The sequence below is a fragment of the Mycobacterium persicum genome, assembly GCF_002086915.1.
In the GTDB taxonomy this organism is placed as follows: domain Bacteria; phylum Actinomycetota; class Actinomycetes; order Mycobacteriales; family Mycobacteriaceae; genus Mycobacterium; species Mycobacterium persicum.
Genome location: NZ_MWQA01000001.1, coordinates 353,881 through 371,407 on the forward strand (window position 1 = coordinate 353,881; position 17,527 = coordinate 371,407).

Annotated in this window: 18 protein-coding genes; 5 read left to right on the plus strand and 13 right to left on the minus strand. The window is 66.0% G+C overall.

Going from position 1 to position 17,527, the window contains the following annotated elements; translation table 11 throughout:
• The 4 genes from B4U45_RS01675 to B4U45_RS01690 form a co-directional block, all read right to left on the minus strand.
• Entirely contained in the window at positions 1-1,068 is a 1,068-nt protein-coding gene (locus B4U45_RS01675; RefSeq protein ID WP_075547920.1) for an acyl-CoA dehydrogenase family protein, read from the minus strand.
• Positions 1,065-1,541, minus strand: coding sequence for a cyanase (gene cynS, locus B4U45_RS01680; protein WP_082275491.1), 477 nt, complete (start codon positions 1,539-1,541; stop codon positions 1,065-1,067). Before cynS ends, B4U45_RS01675 begins: the two co-directional genes overlap by 4 nt.
• A 10-nt stretch (positions 1,542-1,551) precedes the next feature.
• Entirely contained in the window at positions 1,552-2,076 is a 525-nt protein-coding gene (locus B4U45_RS01685; protein ID WP_075547943.1) for an OsmC family protein, read from the minus strand.
• A 174-nt stretch (positions 2,077-2,250) separates the two neighbouring features.
• Complete coding sequence (locus B4U45_RS01690; protein WP_075547921.1) at positions 2,251-3,087, minus strand: DUF3097 domain-containing protein; 837 nt, start codon at positions 3,085-3,087, stop codon at positions 2,251-2,253.
• A 455-nt stretch (positions 3,088-3,542) separates the two neighbouring features.
• Between B4U45_RS01690 and B4U45_RS01695 the strand changes: the two genes are divergently transcribed.
• From B4U45_RS01695 to B4U45_RS01705, 3 genes are read left to right on the plus strand one after another with little or no spacing between them, the layout of a single operon-like run.
• Positions 3,543-3,866 (plus strand): ArsR/SmtB family transcription factor, encoded by a 324-nt coding sequence (locus B4U45_RS01695; protein WP_075547922.1) that lies wholly within the window; start codon positions 3,543-3,545, stop codon positions 3,864-3,866.
• Positions 3,863-4,351 carry an SRPBCC family protein gene (locus B4U45_RS01700; protein ID WP_075547923.1) on the plus strand — a complete coding sequence of 163 codons (489 nt, stop codon included), beginning with the start codon at positions 3,863-3,865 and terminating at the stop codon, positions 4,349-4,351. The genes B4U45_RS01695 and B4U45_RS01700 overlap by 4 nt, the downstream gene beginning before the upstream one ends.
• The gene (locus B4U45_RS01705; RefSeq protein WP_075547924.1) at positions 4,348-4,989 is read left to right on the plus strand and encodes a maleylpyruvate isomerase family mycothiol-dependent enzyme; all 642 of its coding nucleotides are present in this window, start codon (positions 4,348-4,350) and stop codon (positions 4,987-4,989) included. Before B4U45_RS01700 ends, B4U45_RS01705 begins: the two co-directional genes overlap by 4 nt.
• A 35-nt stretch (positions 4,990-5,024) precedes the next feature.
• On the opposite strand, the gene B4U45_RS01710 is transcribed toward B4U45_RS01705, so the two are convergent.
• The 5 genes from B4U45_RS01710 to B4U45_RS01730 are packed head-to-tail and all read right to left on the minus strand — an operon-like array spanning position 5,025 to position 10,205.
• Positions 5,025-5,999, minus strand: a complete 975-nt coding sequence (locus B4U45_RS01710; RefSeq protein WP_089025071.1) for a patatin-like phospholipase family protein — start codon at positions 5,997-5,999, stop codon at positions 5,025-5,027.
• A 44-nt stretch (positions 6,000-6,043) separates the two neighbouring features.
• A complete protein-coding gene (locus B4U45_RS01715; RefSeq protein WP_075547926.1) occupies positions 6,044-7,114 on the minus strand; it encodes an ABC transporter ATP-binding protein in 1,071 nt (356 codons plus the stop codon).
• A gap of 4 nt (positions 7,115-7,118) precedes the next feature.
• Entirely contained in the window at positions 7,119-7,961 is an 843-nt protein-coding gene (locus B4U45_RS01720) for a carbohydrate ABC transporter permease (protein WP_075547927.1), read from the minus strand.
• Positions 7,948-8,883 carry a carbohydrate ABC transporter permease gene (locus tag B4U45_RS01725; RefSeq protein WP_371687231.1) on the minus strand — a complete coding sequence of 312 codons (936 nt, stop codon included), beginning with the start codon at positions 8,881-8,883 and terminating at the stop codon, positions 7,948-7,950. The genes B4U45_RS01720 and B4U45_RS01725 overlap by 14 nt, the downstream gene beginning before the upstream one ends.
• Before the next feature lie 5 nt (positions 8,884-8,888).
• Positions 8,889-10,205, minus strand: coding sequence for an ABC transporter substrate-binding protein (locus tag B4U45_RS01730; protein WP_075547929.1), 1,317 nt, complete (start codon positions 10,203-10,205; stop codon positions 8,889-8,891).
• 433 nt (positions 10,206-10,638) lie between these two features.
• Between B4U45_RS01730 and B4U45_RS01735 the strand changes: the two genes are divergently transcribed.
• Positions 10,639-12,849: a PP2C family protein-serine/threonine phosphatase gene (locus B4U45_RS01735; RefSeq protein ID WP_244899338.1), complete on the plus strand. Its 2,211-nt coding sequence runs from the start codon at positions 10,639-10,641 to the stop codon at positions 12,847-12,849.
• A 55-nt stretch (positions 12,850-12,904) separates the two neighbouring features.
• Here the strand turns inward: B4U45_RS01735 and B4U45_RS01740 are convergent, their stop codons facing one another.
• Together B4U45_RS01740 and B4U45_RS01745 are read right to left on the minus strand one after the other, a co-directional pair.
• Positions 12,905-14,176, minus strand: a complete 1,272-nt coding sequence (locus tag B4U45_RS01740) for a ferritin-like domain-containing protein (protein WP_075547931.1) — start codon at positions 14,174-14,176, stop codon at positions 12,905-12,907.
• Positions 14,177-14,194: 18 nt separating this feature from the next.
• On the minus strand, positions 14,195-15,301 hold the full coding sequence (locus tag B4U45_RS01745; RefSeq protein ID WP_075547932.1) for a 2Fe-2S iron-sulfur cluster-binding protein: 1,107 nt from the start codon (positions 15,299-15,301) through the stop codon (positions 14,195-14,197).
• Positions 15,302-15,472: 171 nt separating this feature from the next.
• Between B4U45_RS01745 and B4U45_RS01750 the strand changes: the two genes are divergently transcribed.
• Positions 15,473-16,102, plus strand: coding sequence for a TetR/AcrR family transcriptional regulator (locus B4U45_RS01750; RefSeq protein WP_158006359.1), 630 nt, complete (start codon positions 15,473-15,475; stop codon positions 16,100-16,102).
• Between the two features lie 23 nt (positions 16,103-16,125).
• Here the strand turns inward: B4U45_RS01750 and B4U45_RS01755 are convergent, their stop codons facing one another.
• Complete coding sequence (locus B4U45_RS01755) at positions 16,126-16,932, minus strand: ketosteroid isomerase family protein (protein WP_075547933.1); 807 nt, start codon at positions 16,930-16,932, stop codon at positions 16,126-16,128.
• On the minus strand, positions 16,932-17,492 hold the full coding sequence (gene pncA, locus B4U45_RS01760; protein WP_075547945.1) for a pyrazinamidase PncA: 561 nt from the start codon (positions 17,490-17,492) through the stop codon (positions 16,932-16,934). The genes B4U45_RS01755 and pncA overlap by 1 nt, the downstream gene beginning before the upstream one ends.
• Between the last annotated feature and the right edge of the window lie 35 nt (positions 17,493-17,527).

The window sequence follows — 17,527 nt, forward strand, 5'->3', positions numbered from 1 at the left end:
TCAACGGCATCCCCCCAGTTCCCACCGCAGCTGCGCCTCCGACGGCGACTGCACGGGCAGGAATGCGGCTTCCCGGTATCGGCGGCTTGCCGGCGTCCTACTGGCATAGCCCTTGCCGCCGGCCGTACGAATCTCCAGCGCGGCGCTGGCACTGGCGATTTCGGCCGCGGTGAGGCGTAGCGAGAGCAACTCCTTCTTGCTTGGTGGTTGCTGGCCGCCGACCGATGCGGCCACGCTGGCCAAGGTGGTCTCGGCCAACGCGAGCTTTCCCGCGATCAGGTCGACGTCGGGGGCGAACACCGAATTCACTCCGGTGAGGCCGATCCGGCATTGCGTCAGCGTGGTCTTGGCCAGCCCGAGGCACATTGCCGACTGCAGCACCAGGAAAGTGGGGCGAACCGCGTCCAGAAACCCGTCGAAGTCCGTGGACAGCACCTGCTCCTCGCCAACGTACACATCGGTCAACTCCAGATACGACGAGGCCGTGCTGCCCATCGCCAAGAGTTCGAAGTGATCACCAATGGTGATACCCGGTGTGCGCAACGGCACCGCCACGATCAGCTTGTCGCCGCGTTCGGTGCGCGCCGCGGTCACCAAGACCGAGTCGTGGTACAGGTTGCTGGCCCACCTGATCGAGCCGCTCAGCTGGTAGCCGCCCTCGGCGGCTGCGGCGGTGAGCTCGAGGCTCCCGCAGCCGGCCGCGTCTTTGAAGGCGGCCGCCATTCCGGTGATGCCCAGCGCGGTGCCGGCCAGCAGCGGCTGGACCGCGGCCATGCTGTATTCCGTTGCGGCGGTGAGTAAGTACTCGATCGCCATCCGGTTGGCCCACACGCAGAACCCGGTGCTCATGCACTCGCCGGAGATCATTCGGATCACCTGGCCCATCTGTGGCAGCCGTCCGTCGATGTTGCCCGGAGCGCCAAGCCCGAGCAGTCCGACGGCCCCCAGGCCCGCAAAGCTGCGGCGGGCGGTGTCGTCTCCGCGGTCCAGCACACCGGCGTGCGTGCGGATGTCTGCCAGCAGCTCCGAATCGAGCAAGTCGATCGCAGCGTCGATGGTCGCGGTCACGACATGACCTCCTGTTCCGTGTTGTTCCATGTGTAGTCGAGAAACTTGCCGTCGAAGGTCACAATCACCCGATCACCGTGCGGATCCGGACGACGTCGCACACTCATCCGGAAGTTGATGGCGCTCATGATCCCGTCGCCGAACTCCTCGGCGATCAGTTCCTTGAGGGCGGGCCCGTAGAGCGACAGTGCCTCATGGAACCGGTAGATCGTCGGATCCGCCGACGCCGATTCGTCGGATCCCCGGTAGGGCGTCAACTGCAGTGCGGCGACCGCGTCGTCGTCGAGGTCGAGCAGTGCCGCGACGGTCGCGGCGTCGTCAGCCGACAGCGGGTGCTGGCCGAGGAGCGCCGCTACCGTCCACACCCGGTCCTTGCCGATTGCGTCGGCGATCTTGGTCCAGCTCAATCCCTTCGCCATCCGGGCCAGCTTGATGGCCTCGGCGAGCTGCAGCCTGGTCGCGTTGTATGTCACGTGGCGATGCCTAGTCGATGGTCAGGGTCGAGTCGACGGTGGCCGGACGGCGGAACGTGTTCACCACGGGCGACCAGGCGATCGCGTTGTCGTGGATCTCCTGCAGCGTCGCATCGTCGGCATCTCCGGCCAAGGTGACGCGGCAGCGCACCGAGGTGAAGCCGAGGACCTTGCCGGCCGGGGTGTCGCCGACGCCCCACACGGCGGAGATGTCGATGTCGCCTTCCATCTCGACCTCGATCTTGGTCAGGGTCACGCCACGGTGGGTGGCGTTGGCCAGCAGGCCCACCGAGATGCAGGATCCCAGGGCCGCCAACGTCGTCTCCGAGGGGTTGGGCGCCGAGTCGTCACCCAGCAGCGCGGGGGGCTCGCCCACGAGCATGGGCGCCAGGTCGCGCACGTAGGTCATGTTGCGAAAGCCGCTCTCACACACCGTCTTGGCTTTCAGGGTCTTCTTGCCGGTGCTGGGGTCGGTCTTGGCGTTGCACGACAGTCGGTCCAGGCCTTCGGCATCGATGACAAGCATGTCGGTCATGTCCACTCCTCCGTTTCTTTCCAAATCAAATAGTTTTCGGGGTCAAGCTTTAGTGCTCGGCAGACGCGCAGACGTGACGACGATCGGAAGTCTTTTACACGATCGACACAAAGCTCACCTGGATGAAACGTGGCGGTGCGCAGTTTTCCTACTGCCAGCGGGTGGCCTGGGCAGCTAGACGGCAGGCTGGGTAACGAAGTCGATCAGTTCTTCGACCCGGCTGATCAGCGCGGGCTCCAGATCGTTCCAGTCGCGGACCGTCGACCGGATGCGCCGCCACGCCGTGGCGATGTCCGCCTGGTCGGCGTGCGGCCAGCCCAGTGCCTGACAGACTCCGTGCTTCCACTCGATGTGCCGGGGTACGTTCGGCCACGCCTTCAGGCCGAGCCGGTGCGGTTTGACGGCCTGCCAGATGTCGACATAAGGGTGACCGACGACCAGGGTGTCCGAGCCACCCGGTCCCTGACGCACCGCGTCGGCAATGCGGGCCTCTTTCGAGCCGGGGATGAGGTGGTCCACGAGAACGCCGAGTCGGCAGCGCGGTCCGGGCCGGAAATCGGCGACGATGCGCACCAGGTCGTCGACGCCGCCGAGGTGCTCCACCACAACGCCTTCGATGCGCAGGTCTTCCCCCCAGACCTGGGCGATGAGCTCGGCATCGTGACGGCCCTCGACATAGATCCGGCTGGCACGGGCAACCCGAGCGCGGGCGCGGGGGACCGCGACCGACCCGGATGCCGTGCGCTTCGGTGTGACCGGCGCCGGGCGGCGCGGGGCAGTGAGGATTACCGGTCGACCGTCGATGAGGTAACCGGGCCCGAGCGGGAAACCGCGGGTCTTACCGTGGCGGTCTTCGAGGTCGATGCGGCCGTATTCGACTCGGACCACGGCGCCGACGTAGCCGGTTTGGGCGTCCTCGACCACCATGCCGATCTCGACCGGATGCTCCACCGATCGCGGCCTGCGCCGCCCTCCCCCGGACAAGACGTCGCTGCCATAACGATCCAGCACGCGGCAATACTAGGCAGTCGCTCGCCGGACGCGGTTGCGGCGCGCCGTGGCTGCTCAGCGAAAATGCCTGCCTCACTCGGAAATTCATGGTGACCACGAATGCGGCTGGTCTACGATGTCCTGTTGCGCTGCCTTGGCTGCCTGGCTCTGTTTTCGGCACGCCAATACCGCACCCTCGCTCAACCGCTTGTGGTAGCAGGCGTTCGGGGGAAGTCGCACGTGCTCACCGTATCGGCTGGCATGCCGCCGTATCGAGTGTGCGGTGACGGCTTTGACTGTCCATGTAGGGCGGAAACATCCACGATCGGCCGCCCTGACGGCACAGTCGGCGGCGCCAGCGCACACTCGACGCCATTAACGCCCGCTCGACGCCCTTCAGCACGGAGGACATCGGCGGCCCGCCACAGCCAACCCGCTCTTGAATCCCAGTATTGGTAAGCATAGACTTACGGTTCGTGGTTACTTACCAAGTGGGCGCCCAGGCGTGGCAGGCTCTGGCCGACGGGACTCGGCGGGCCATCATGGAACGCCTTGCTCATGGTCCGTCGGCCGTCGGTGAACTGGCTCGCGACCTGCCCGTCAGCCGGCCGGCGGTGTCACAGCACCTCAAGGTGCTCAAGGCAGCCGGACTGGTCTGCGACCGCGCCGCGGGCACGCGTCGGGTCTACCAGCTCGACCCGACCGGTCTCGAGGCATTACGCGCCGACCTCGACCGATTCTGGACACAAGCCCTGACCACCTACGCACAGACCATCGACATCGAAGGAGACGGCGTATGACACGTCCGGGAAGCACCGCAATCCACCACCATGTCGTCGTCAATGCCCCGATCGAGCGCGCATTCAGGGTGTTCACCGCTCGGTTCGGCGACTTCAAGCCCCGCGAGCACAACCTGCTCCGGGTGCCGATCGCCGAAACGGTATTCGAATGCCACGCGGGCGGGCATATCTACGACCGTGGCGTTGACGGCAGCGTGTGCAGATGGGCCCGCGTGCTGGTCTGCGAACCGCCCAATCGGGTGGTGTTCACCTGGGATATCGGCCCCACCTGGCAGCCCGAGACCGATCTGTCCAAGACCAGCGAAGTCGAGGTCCGGTTCACCGCCGAGTCCACCGAGACGACCCGGGTGGACCTGGAGCACCGTCACCTCGACCGACACGGTCCGGGCTGGGAATCGGTGGCAGCCGGCGTCGACGGCGAGGCCGGTTGGCCGTTGTACCTGCACCGCTATGCCGGCCTGTTCGGTGTCGAGGTGCGGCCATGAGCATCGACGGTGAGGGCGCGCAAGCCACCATGATGAGCATGGCCCGTGCCGAGCGCGCAGAACTGGCGGAATTTCTGGCGTCCCTGACCCCACAGCAATGGGCCACACCCAGCCTGTGCGCCGGATGGAGCGTCAAAGATGTTGTCGCGCATATGTTCAGCTACGAAGAACTCAACTCGCCGGGGCTGTTGAAGCGGTTCGTCAAGGGCCGGCTGGTACGGGCCAACGAAGTCGGCGTCCAAGAATTTTCCGCGCTTACCCCACCGGAATTGCTGGAGTTCGTCGGCCAACACCTCCAACCACGGGGGCTCACAGCGCGTTTCGACGGAATGATCGCACTGGTCGACGGAATGATCCACCACCAGGACATCCGACGCCCACTCGGTCGGCCCCGCACCATTGCCGCCGAGCGACTCGTCCGCGTGCTGAAGTTGGTGCCGAAGAATCCCCGGCTTGGTGCTCGGCCACGGATCAAGGAACTGCGGCTACGGGCAACCGACGTCGACTGGGCACACGGCAGCGGGCCCGAGGTGACCGGGCCCGGTGAGGCGTTGCTGATGGCCATGGCCGGCAGGCCGGCGGCCCTCGCCGACCTCGGCGGACCCGGACACCGCACCCTCGCACAACGCATGAGCTGACCGCCCGAGCCGCTTCGACCGTTGGCCCGGTGCGCTTAGTCCAACGGGGTGGCGGGGCCGCCGCACGCCGCGATGTAGTCGGGGTAGTTCCAGGTCCGCAGAAACTCTTGACCGGCTTGCAACCCGCGCTGGTACAGGGCCTCGCGTTGTTCGGCGGTGATATCGAAGTTGATCGGGCTGATCTCATCGGCCGGGACGAAGATCGTGCGCCGCACGGTACACGGGTCGTCGATGTAGGCGTTGTCCTGATTGCTGACCAACGTCTCAATCGCGGCGAGGCCCAACGACACCGGCCCATGAACCGGATGCGTGGGCGGAATTCCCGGACGCGACGACAGCCGGATCCCGAAGGTCGGCCACTCCGGCCCGCCGTCGGACCGGTCGAACAGCCCCACCGGAAAGTTCGACAGCAGTGCTCCGTCCACCCACGTCGCGCCGGCGACCCGAACCGGCTCGAACACGAACGGGATCGCCGACGAGGCATGGACCGCGCGCGCGACCGAAAAGTCGTCCGGGTCAATGCCATAGGAGTCCAGATCCCACGGGATGCGAACCAGGCGCCGCCGCGAGAGGTCGCTGGCGGTGACCACCAGCGACCAGGCGAATTGTTCCGGCTCGTCGCCGGTACGCAGGTCGGCGAAAGTGCGCACACCCAAGTCGGCTAGCAAACCGGTGAGCAGCTGTTCCAGATGGGTTCCCTGATACACGCCGTCCGACGTCAGCAGCGAGAGCACCCCGCCGATCAACGGCACCCGTCCGATAAGACTGCGGTCGAGGAACTTCGAGTAGTCGATGCTGCGCATGATCTCGGAAAGACGCGTCAGCGGTTCCCCCGCAACCTGCAGCGCGGCGACCAGTGACGCGACGATCGCACCGGCGCTGGTCCCTGCGACACGGGGAAACCGGTAGCCGGCCGCGCCCAGCGCGTCCACCGCACCGACCAGTCCGATCCCCCGGACCCCGCCGCCTTCGCAGACCAGATCGACACGTTGGGTGCTCACCGGCGTCACCATAGCCGCATCATGGGCAGTTACCGGTATGCGGCACACCGAGGTCAGGCAATCCGACGGCCGTCGGCTCCGAAGAAGTGCAGTTGACCGGGTTGAGGGTGCAGCCGCACCCGGCCGCCACGCTCGGGCGGCAGACGGCCGTCCGTGCGAGCGACGATCGCCTGACCGGCGAGCTGACCTGCCCCACTGATCCGGCCATACAGATAGGCGTCGGCGCCGAGCTCCTCCACCACGTCGACCTCGATTTCGACGCCGACATTGCCCACCTCGAAATGTTCGGGACGAATGCCGACGACAATCTCCGCTGCGGCGGCGGCTATCTCGCGTGGTATACCGATAGACCAATCGCCAAGCGTCACTGCGGAATCGGCGATCGGCAGGGTGAACAGATTCATCGCCGGGGAGCCGATGAATCCGGCGACGAACACGTTGTCCGGGTTGCGGTAGAGTTCCCGCGGCGGCGCGCACTGTTGCAACACCCCGTCGCACAGCACCGCGACCCGGTCGCCCATCGTCATGGCCTCCACCTGATCATGGGTGACATAGACCGTCGTGGTACCGAGTTGACGTTGCAATGCGGCGATCTGATTGCGGGTTTGCACCCGCAGCTTGGCGTCGAGGTTGGACAACGGCTCGTCCATCAGGAACACCTGCGGACGGCGCACAATGGCGCGCCCCATTGCCACCCGCTGGCGTTGTCCGCCGGACAGGTCCTTGGGCTTGCGGTTCAGGTATGGTTGCAAATCAAGCAATTTCGCGGCGGCCAGCACTCGTTGGCGAATCTGCGGCTTCGGCGTCTTGGCGACCTTCAACGCGAATCCCATGTTCTGCGCCACCGTCATGTGCGGGTAGAGGGCGTAGTTCTGGAAGACCATGGCGACATCGCGATCCTTGGGATCGACATTGGTGACGTCCCGGTCGCCGATCCGGATCCTGCCCGAATCCAGTTTCTCCAAACCGGCCACCATCCGCAGCGACGTGGTCTTGCCGCATCCGGACGGTCCGACCAGCACCACGAACTCACCGTCGCCGACGACGAGATCCAGACGGTCCAGTGCGGGCCGGTCTGCGCCGGGGTACCGCCGGGTCGCCTCCTCGAAACTCACCGTGGCCATGCGGCTAGCCGCCGAGTCCGGTCGCGGCGATACCCCGGATAAACCAGCGCTGCGCCACCGCGTAGACGAGCACCAACGGCAGCAGGATCAGCATCGACGTCGCCATGAAAACCGGCCAGCGCGCCACGTATTCGCCGCGCAACCGCACCAGGCCCAGGGTCAGCGTGGCCAGGCTGTTGCGTTGGATCATCAGCAGCGGCCACAGAAAATCGTTCCACACACTCACCCAGGTGAGCACCGCCAGCACCATCACCGCCGGCCTAGCATGCGGCAACAGGATCCGCCAGTAGATCTGCCAGGGCGAGCAACCGTCCAGAATCGCCGCCTCTTCGAGATCGGCCGGCAGAGTGCGGAAGAACTGCCGCATGAGGTAGGTGCCGAAGGCGCTACCGAACAACCCCGGAACGATCATCGCCCACGGTGTGTCCACCCATCCCAGCACGCGCATGAGAATGAACTGCGGAATCACGGTGACCGTCAGCGGCACCATCAGCGTGCCCAGATACATGACGAACAAGGTGTCGCGGCCGCGAAAGTGCAGTCGCGCGAAGGCGTATCCGGCGAGCGAGCAGAAGAACACCTGACCGGCGGTGACGCAGCCGGCATACAGCACCGTGTTGAAAAACATTCGCCAGAACGGCATCAGCGCGAATACGTCGCCGTAGTTGGACCACTGCGGATGGTCGGGGATCAACGTCGGTTGGCTCACCTCGCCTTCGCTCTTCAACGAGCCCGACAGGGCCCACACGATCGGGAACAGGGCGCACCAGGCGATCGCGATCAGCGCCGTGTACAGGGCCAGGGCGCGAACAACGTTGCGGATGACCACTCGATCAGCCGAGCCCACGGGAAGCCTCCCACGAGCGGCGCCGCGCGAGGCGCAGCTGAAGCACGGTCAACATCAGCAAGACGGCGAACATCACCCAGGCCAGCGCCGACGCGTAACCGAATTCCAGGAATCCAAAGGCGTTTTGGAAGAGCATGATGCCCAAGACATAGGTTCCGGTTTCCGGTCCCCCGTTCGCCCCGGTGAGAACGTAGACCAGATCGAAAGCCTGGAATGCGTGGATGATCGAGATGACCACGACGAACGACATCGCGCCGCGGATCAACGGCACCGTAATCGACACGAACTGCCGTATCTCGCCGGCGCCGTCGATTTTGGCTGCCTCGTAAACGGTTTCAGGAACCCCCTGCATCGCGGCCAGCAGCACGACGGTGGCAAACGGCACGCTTCGCCACACACTGACCAGACACAGCGAGGCCATGGCCCACCTGGGTTCGATCAGCCAGGGGATCGGGCCGATGCCCACCCAGCCCAACATGATGTTGAGCAATCCGTTGTTGGTATCGAAGACGAATTGCCAGATCACCGCCATCACCACCGACGAAATGGCCAGCGGTAAGAACGTGATCGTCCGAAAGATGCCGATGCCCTTGGCTTTCCGGTTCAGCACGCCGGCGATGGCGAGGCTGATGAGAACGGTCGGGGCAACCGTCCCGACAGTGAAGATCGCCGTGTTGCGCACCGCGATGAGAAACAACGGGTCAGCGGTGAACAAGTCGCGGAAATTCCGCAGACCCACAAACTTTGGCGGGGTGAACAGGTCCCAGCTCTGAAAGCTCATGTACAGCGAGAACCCGAGCGGGAACAGCATGAACACCACGACGGCAGCCAGATTCGGCGCGACGAACAGTCGCCCGGCCCACGGCCGGCGGCGCCAGAGGCTCGGCCTGGTGGGGCGCTTCGCGGTCCCCGGCGTGTCGATCGATGTCACGGGCCGCGCAGCACCTCATCGACGGCTCGCGACAGCCCGGTCAGCGATATCGCCGGGCGGGATCCGCGTAGTACCGGTCCCATGCTGCGTTCCATCAGGGCGTAGACCTTCGGCCACGCCGGGGTGATGGGCAGGCCCTGGGAATGGCTCGGTCCTCCGGTGAGTACGGCGAGATTGTCAACCCTACTGTGTGCATTGGCGAATCCGGCCGAGTTGATCGCAGACCACACGACCGGCACGAAAAGGTTGGTTTCGCCGATCAACGCCTGACCCACGGGTCCGGTCGCGAACTTGACGAACTCCCAGGCCTGCTCCCGGCGCTGACAACTGGCAGCGATGGCCAATCCGGTGGCGCCGATATTGGAGCGGGGCGCGTGCCCCTGTGGGCCCAACGGCAGCGCGGTCACATCGAAATCCAGGCCGCCGGCGCGGTCGAACGTCTGGTAGCGCCAGTGCCCGCCCAGTGCCATCGCCGCCATGCCCCGCGAGAACAACTCCGGCGTGGCCGTCGACTGCAGCTCGGACGCGGTGGGCGCCACCTGGTGCTTGTTGGTCAGGTCGGCGTAGAACTGGACGGCTTCGATGAAGGCGGCGTTGTCGAAGTTGAGATGCGACGGGTTCATTCTCGGCGACGACCACGGCACCCCGTTGTTCATGGCGAACAGTCCGGCGGAGAGGGTCGGGACGAAGGTGTCGACAAACCCCCACTGGCTGACCCGTCCCGCGGCATCGCGCTTGGTGAGCGCGCGAGCCGCGTCGAGAAATTCGGCAAAAGTCCACGGCCGCTCCCAACTGGTGGGCGGTGGCCGAATGCCGGCCGCGGCGAAAAGCCGCTTGTTGTAGTACAGGTAATTTCCCGACCATTGCTCCGGAAAGGCGTATTGGCCGCCGTTGTAGGTGAACGTCTCATACAGTGGCCCAATGCCGTCCGATGACAGCTCGGCGGCGAAGCCGGGATCCCGCGCCAGCATGGTGTTCAGATCCAGCAGCACACCCCGGTCAGCCAATCCGGCGTAGCTCAACTCCCACGCCATCAGCACATCGGGACATTTGCCGCCGGCGCAGAACGTCGATATCTGCTGCAGCGGCCCCGGACCGGACAGCAAGGTCCGCACCTTGATGTCGGGGTGGCGGCGGCAAAACTCCTCGACGATGCGCATCCGAGCGTCCGCTTCGTCGGGATTGGCTGCAAAGAAGAAGGTCAAGGCGTCGTCGTCGGAGGCACACCCGGCGGGCCACGGCGCCAACGACGCCACGCTGAGTGCACCCGCTCCCCGCAACAGGCGCCGCCGCGCAAACGGCTTGTCGAACATGTTGCTCCCGGTTCTGGGCGTCGACTCCTGTGCCGACCTTATGTCATCGTCGTGGGTTGTCGGCGAGATATCCGAGTGCCCGGTTGGCAGAATTGTTGCAACACTTGGGAAGTCATTCCCGGCCCACCGATCCACACCGCCTTCGGCGCACCCTCGGCGGCATTGCGGCGCCGACGACAGGCCGGCGTGTTTGCTCAGAGATGCCCGCGGCGGCTGTTTTTCTTGTTGACGCGCCATCCGACGATGGCCGATGATTTGTCGGCAGTGCGGTTGGTTGGCTTAGCTGGGTAATCGGGGCCCGCGGCCAGCAGTGCGATCCGGACGACCGGCACAGGAGCGAAATGCGCGATAGCGCCAAGCACCGTCGCACCGATAACGCCCGCGGAACGGGCATCAGCAACCCCATCGGCTTCGCGGGAGGTTCACAGTGCCGGTGACTCCGCCGTCGCCGCCGGCTGGGCTCCGGCCACGCCCCCGACATCGCCTCGCCGACTGGTGGTCGATCGCGGGCCTATTCGGCGTGGTCGCGGTGCTCTACGGCGGTGGCGCGGAATTGGCGTGGCATTCGTCGGGCATCGCCGCGGTCGGAGCTTCGGCGGGCGCGGACTCGTGGCAGGCTTTCGGTCCCGCGGTGGGATTCGCGTTTTTCCCGCCCGCGGGCGTGACGGTGGCCGCGATGCTGCTGACCAATCGGGCGCGCTGGGCGGCGGTCGTCGCCGCGATCGTGGCCGCCGAGCTTGTGGTCGATGCGCACCACGGGATGGACATGTTGGCGGCTGCCGGGCTTGCCGCGGCCAACGCGATCGAGCCGTTGGTGGGTGCGTCGTTGGTCCGAGCATGGTGTGGGGGTGCGCCGGACCTGCGGCGGCGCACCGATCTTGCCCGCTATGTCGCCGGGGCATGTGTGTTGGGCCCGTTGGTCGGCGGGCTGCTGGGTGCGGTGGTCGGTGTGGCGTACGCGGGAATCTGGTGGCCAGGTGGCGTGGCGCGCTGGGTGGCCGCCGACGGGCTGGGTGCGTTGGTGGTCGGTGCACCGGCGCTTCTGTGGCCGCGCCAGCGCCAGCTCCTGGCTGCCCGGCGGGTGGAAACGACGCTGGTGGTCGTCCTTGCCGCCGCGTTGTCGGTGGCCGCATTTTCGATTCGTTCACCACCGGCGTTGTTACTGCTGCCCGTGCTGGCCTGGGCGGCGTTTCGGCTGGAGGTTATCGGCGCGGCCCTGGCCAGCGCGGTGTTGGCGGTCGCGGCCAACTACATGACCGCCGCCGGCCGGGGCGCGTTTGCCGCGGCGCCGCTGCCGGGGCCGGCCCGGCTGGCTGCCACACAGGGATTTATCGCGGTCATCATGTTGGTTTCCCTGCTGATCGGCCAAGAAGCCGCTGGACGGATCTCCGCGATCAGGCAGCGACAGGCCGAACAGCGCGAACGGACCCGCCTGGAATCGTTGGCGCGGCTGGGCGAGTCACTCGCGGCCGCGCTGACCCCCGAGGAGATCGGTCGGGCCACCTCCGTGGAGGTGCGCACGTATGCCGGGGTGCATGCTTTGGCGCTGGGACTGCTCAGCGACGACGGCAACACGCTGCATTGGATGCACATGGCCGGCGAGCTGCCGCCCATCGTGACGCAGTTTGCCGATGGCCTGCCGTTGACTCAGTCGTGCGCGGCCACCGACGCGATGGGCACCGGGATCCCGGTATTGATCCGCGACGAAGTTGAGTATCAGCGGCGTTACCCCGACACCGCGCACTGGACGATGGCGGCCGGCATTGCCTCGGTGGGTGTGTGGCCATTGACCGTCGGCCAAACCCGCATCGGCGTGTTGGAGCTGGTGTGGAGCCGGTCCCAGCCGCTGGACGCTACCCAGCGCTCGTTCGTCTCCGCGGTGGCGTCCATGGTCACCCAAGCACTGATCCGTGCCCGTGCCTACGCTGACGAGCACACCCGGGCGGCGGTGCTGCAGGCGGCCGTGCTGCCGGCGTGTCCGCCCGAGATCGCGGGCCTGGACCTGGCGGTGTGCTACCAGCCCGCCGATGTGACTCATGGCCTGGGCGGGGACTGGTGGGACGCGATGTCGCTGCCGAAGAACCGGACCTACCTGGCGGTCGGTGATGTGGTGGGCCATGGTCTGGCGGCGGTGGAGGACATGGCCCAGCTCCGCGCGGCCGGGCGAGCACTGGCGGTTCAGGGGCTGCCGCCGTCCCAGCTGCTTGCCGAACTGAACATCTTCACCGGCCATGCCAGCCACGGGAAGTTCGCCACCATGACGGTGGCGATCTTCGACCCCGGATCCGGCGTGCTGCATTACGGTTCCGCCGGTCATCCGCCGTCGCTGCTGCGCCGTTGCGGCACTGGCAAGGTCGTCCGGCTCGGCGGGGGGCGTGGACCGGTGTTAGGCCCGCGCCGTCACGCCGCCTACGAGCAGGACCAGGCGCTCATCGAAGCCGGCGACATCCTGGTGATGTACACCGACGGCCTGATCGACCGGCGTGGCCACGACATCGAAAAGGCGCTGGCCCAGGCTGAGCAACTCGTCACCGGCTGGCGGGCGCATACCTCGTTGCGCGAGGCGTGCCAGAGCCTCACCGCAGCTCTGGCGCCGCCGCCACGCGACGACGACGTGTGCGTACTTGCCGTCACATTCCGGTAGGACGCCTGTCGGTGACACGACGGTGACGGTCGAACAAGCGGCCCGACCCGATCCGTTATCCGACTCTCGAGGGCGCGGCCCCCGCCGCCAACTCCTGCAATTCGGCCGGCATCTCGTCGGCGTCGTAACCGGCGCCCGCGTCGACGGTCAGGTCGTCCTCGGTGAGCTGGGTGGCGTTTTTGCCGCCCAGATATTGGGTGAGCCCGGACTTTTCGTAATGGGTCTTGATCCGGTCGCTCATCAGCCCGATGTATTCGAGGTTGGGAATGAGCCGCTCGAACATGATGCTGCGGAACTTGACCATGCTGGGCGAATCCAGCATCTGTTGGTCCCAGACCCTGAGCGGCACCTTGTGGGAGAACCACTCTTCGTACACCTCGTGCATCAGGAACCGGTTGCGCATCAGCAGCGCCACCTCATAGACCCAGTCTTCGCGCTCGCGCCGCTCCTTTTCCGAGATGTTCTGGGTGATGTGGTCGCGCAACGCCAGCACGCCATAGTGCACGTGGCGGGCTTCGTCTTGGATCACCATCTTGAGCAGCTGTTTGAGCAGCGGCTCACGGGTCTGCTGGAAGATGGTGGTGAACGCGCCGAGCGCCAGGCCCTCGATCATGATCTGCATACCGAGAAACTTGAAATCCCAACGGCCGTCGGTCATCAGCTCGTCGATGAGGACGAAGAGGTTGTCGTTGACGGTGTAGATCTTCTCGAGCTTGGTGTCGAGATAGCGCAGGAACACCTCGAGATGCCGGCCCTCGTCCATGACCTGGGTTGCTCCGTAGAGCTTCGCGTCGGTCCAATGCACGCACTCGGTCACCTGAGCCGAAGCGAACAGGGCGCCCTGCTCACCGTGCATGAACTGGCTGAGCAGCCACGCCGCGATGTCCCAGGTCAGTTGGCGCTCCTCCAGCGCCGTCAGCCGAACACCGAATCCCTCGATTTCCTTGAACGGCACGAAGCTGCGCGGCAGGATTTGCGCGTCGGGGTTGTCGGGGGTGACGTCGAGGTCCCACGGTAGGTCGGCGTCACCGTCCCACTGCTTGGACACCGCGCGACGATAGAGGTCATACATCTCGGCGAAGTCGCTTTGGTAATTGAGCCGAAAGTGCGCACTGTGGTGGGCAGGCATATCCACGTGATCGCCGCGCTTGCCTTTGCCCAGCACCAGTCCCCGCACCGCCGAAGGCGCCATGGAGACGGCAACTTTCGGGTTCTGCACCGACAGCATCAACCCGACACTGTCGAGGGTCTGGTGAATCTTGTTCTGCGCCTTGATCGGTAGCCCGCGCACCATCGATTCCACCGAAGTCTTCACAGTCGAAGTCATCTCCAACCTCCTGGGGTTTTAGGCGTCGAGGACGACGCTTTCTTGGGCGTAGGCCGAGCAGCTGAGGATGTGGCCAGCGGATCGTTCCTGGTCGCTCAAACAGTTCGGTTCGTCGACGGCCACCGCGCCGCTGATCACTTTGAGTTTGCATGCGGCGCAACCGCCGACGGTGCAGCTGAAGTTGAGCTTCAATCCGCTGCGCAGACCCGCCTCCAGAATCGTCTCGCCCGGCTGCTGGGTGACGGTGCGACCGGTAACGCGAAACTCCACATCGTGCGGTTCGGTCGGCAGCGTGCGGGTGTGATGGGGCGCCGCATAGAACCGCTCTCGATGGATGCGACCGGCGTCGACACCGCCGCGCGTCAGCGCGGCGGTGGTCACGTCCATCAATTCCGTTGGGCCGCAGAGGTATACCTGGGTGTCCGAGCCTGCCGCCAAGAGCGTGGCGGCACGTTCGCCGGTGAGCCGTCCGGCCTCTCCCGGCCACGCCGGCGCCGGCTGCGAGAGCACGTGCAACACCCGCAGCCGCGGATAGCTGGCGGCCAATGCTGACAGTCGCCGCTCGAAGATGATCTCGCCTTGCCGCCGCGACGCGTACACCAGCGATATCTCGCGTTCCGCCGACTGTCGCAGTGCGGTTTCGATCATGCCGATCACCGGCGTGATCCCGCTGCCGGCGGCCAGGAACGCCAGTGGCACCGCGTTATTTTCGTCAATGTCGGGAAGCACGAAATCACCCGATGGGCCCAGCACCGTGTACTCGTATCCGGCAGCGACGTTGCGGTGCACGAAGCCTGACACGACGCCGCCGTCGATCGCCTTGACGGTGCAGGCCAGTCGATCGCCCTCAGGCGCGCTGATCGAATAGGCGCGCTTGACGGTCACGCCGTCGACGTCGAAGCAGTGCGTCAGGTACTGCCCGGCGCGGAACTCGACCGGCCGCCCGTCGGTGACCTCCAGCACCAGCGTCACCGCATCGTCGGTCTCGCGGATGACCTCGACAACCCGAACGGGTCGTCGCGCCGACGTCGTCTGGGATTGCCCCCATCGCCGCGACGGGCCGTTGGGCCGCGGCAGGACGACCGGATTGGGTTTCCTCGGGCGGAACAGGGTAACCCGCGGCATCGTGGGAAGGCTCGGCATCGGGTCCCCTGCCACAAAGTAGGAACTGGACGGTTCCGACAATGTTGACAGGTGTCACGTTTTGGCCGTAGGGCCGAAAGTCACTAATTCACACGGACGGCGCGAGCATCTCCAGGCAGCATGGGCAGCACGATGCTGTGTCAAGATGACTTCGTGATCCGCGTCGTGAGGCCATTTCGCGGCGTCAGCGCAGCGGAACGACGCGACCTGCGCCGAAATCAGTTGCTCGAGGGGTGCCTGGAAGTTGCCGGCACCGTCGGGATGGCGGCGACGACCATCGAGGCGGTCAGTCGGCAGGCCGGCCTGTCGAAGCGGTACTTCTATGAAAGCTTCCGGACCCGCGACGAGCTGTTCGTGACCCTGGCGCAGGGTCTGCTCGCCGAAATCAGCAGCGGCGTTCTCGATTCGATGACAGATTCCGCCACGGAGCTGATAGATCGCGCGCGGATGGGTATCGGTCGGGTGATCACGGTGCTGACCGATGATCCCCGCAAGGCGCGGTTGTTCACCGAGCTGATCGGCAGCGAGCTGCTCAAAGACACCGTCGGCGGGGCCGAGCACGAACTCGCCGAGCTGCTTACCCAGCTGCTGCTCGCCGGGACCGGCAGCGACCAGAGCCAATACCATCGGCTGCGGCTCGCCACACTGGTGATCGTGGCCGGCACCGCGAAGGCCGTCACCAGTTGGCTCGACGGAAAGCTGACCGTGTCCCGAAACGACCTCATCGAGGAGGTCGCCCAGATGTCGGTCGCCGCGGCGCACACCGTGCGCAGCGATCTGTGACCGCTACCGTCGCCCCCACCGAATCACGCCGGGAAGTAACGGATCCGGTTGATCAGATTGCCGCGCCATCCGTGCCACGGCAGTTCGGCGAACATGATCCCGCGCCCATGATCGGATGCCAGCGACACCGTGACCGTTGATCCGGCGCCGTTGATCTTCGTCCAGCTGACCCCACGGAGCTGTTGTGCTAGTTCGGCCGGGTCCAGTACCTCGTCATCACCCAAAGTCATTGCCGCAGTAGGCGACAGCGCACGCCCAGCGGCGTAGGTGTCACCGCGCCCGACCGCGTCGAGAAATGTCGTCACCAGTTTCTGGCGACGTGCGCCCGCCCGGCGGAATCCGGCCAGGAAGCCGCCGGTGCCGCGCAGGCCCTGATTGCCCAACAGCCCCTGCGACAGCTTCAACGCCGGCGACATCGCCGGCGTTCCGCTCCGCAGGAACTGCAGCATCATCGCCGGCAAGTCCCAGTACGCCCGCAGAACGGCAATCTTCCAGTCGCCGTTGACCTTTCGCAGGTCGTAGCGCAAGAAGGCGGGAACGAACATCGTCACCGCGGGTGCCATCTCCACCTCGAGTTCGACGTCGCGCAGGACGACCGGGGCGGAGACGATGTCGAGGTCTCGGTGGAACTTGATATCTCGCGGACCGATGAAAGTGTCGAAGAAGCGGCCGATCTGCTCGTGGCCCACGTGCGGCTGCGAGCCCACCGGGTCTTGGACCCGGCCGTCGCCGGTGAACAGCCCTACCCAGCCGGCGCGGTCGTGCGCTGCGGCGGCCCGCGGCGACCGCTCGACAGCGGCCAGGAGATCGTCGCGATCCGGCAGCGCCATCAGCGGGTCCGGATCAATGCGATGCCGGCGGTGCGCAGCTGCGTCAGCGCCTCGTCGGTGGTGTCGGCCGACGCTCCCGCGGTCAGGTCGACCAACACCCGAGTCGCGAAGCCGGCGCGGTCCATGTCCTCGGCGGTGCACCGCACGCAATGATCAGTGGCGACGCCGACCACGTCGACCTCGTCGATCCCGCGTTGCCGCAGCCAATCCACCAGGGTGGTGCCGTGCTCGTCGACACCCTCGGCCCCGCTGTAGGCGGCGCCGTAGGCACCCTTGCGGAAGACGGCCTCGAGTTGGCCGGTGTCGAGGTCGGGATGGATGTCGGCGCCGCGGCTTCCGGCGCGGCAGTGCGCTGGCCACGACGAGCAATAGTCCGGCCGGTCGGAGAAGTGGTCGCCAGGATCGATGTGGAAATCCTCGGTGGCCACCACGTGACGGTAACCGGGCCGGCCGGCCAGATAGTCATTGATCGCCCGGGCCAATCGGTCGGCGCCCGCCACCGGCACCGAGCCGCCTTCGCAGAAATCGTTCTGCAGGTCGACGATGATCAGTGCTCGCACGTTGTCCACCCTAATCCCAGCGGTTGCGGGCTGCT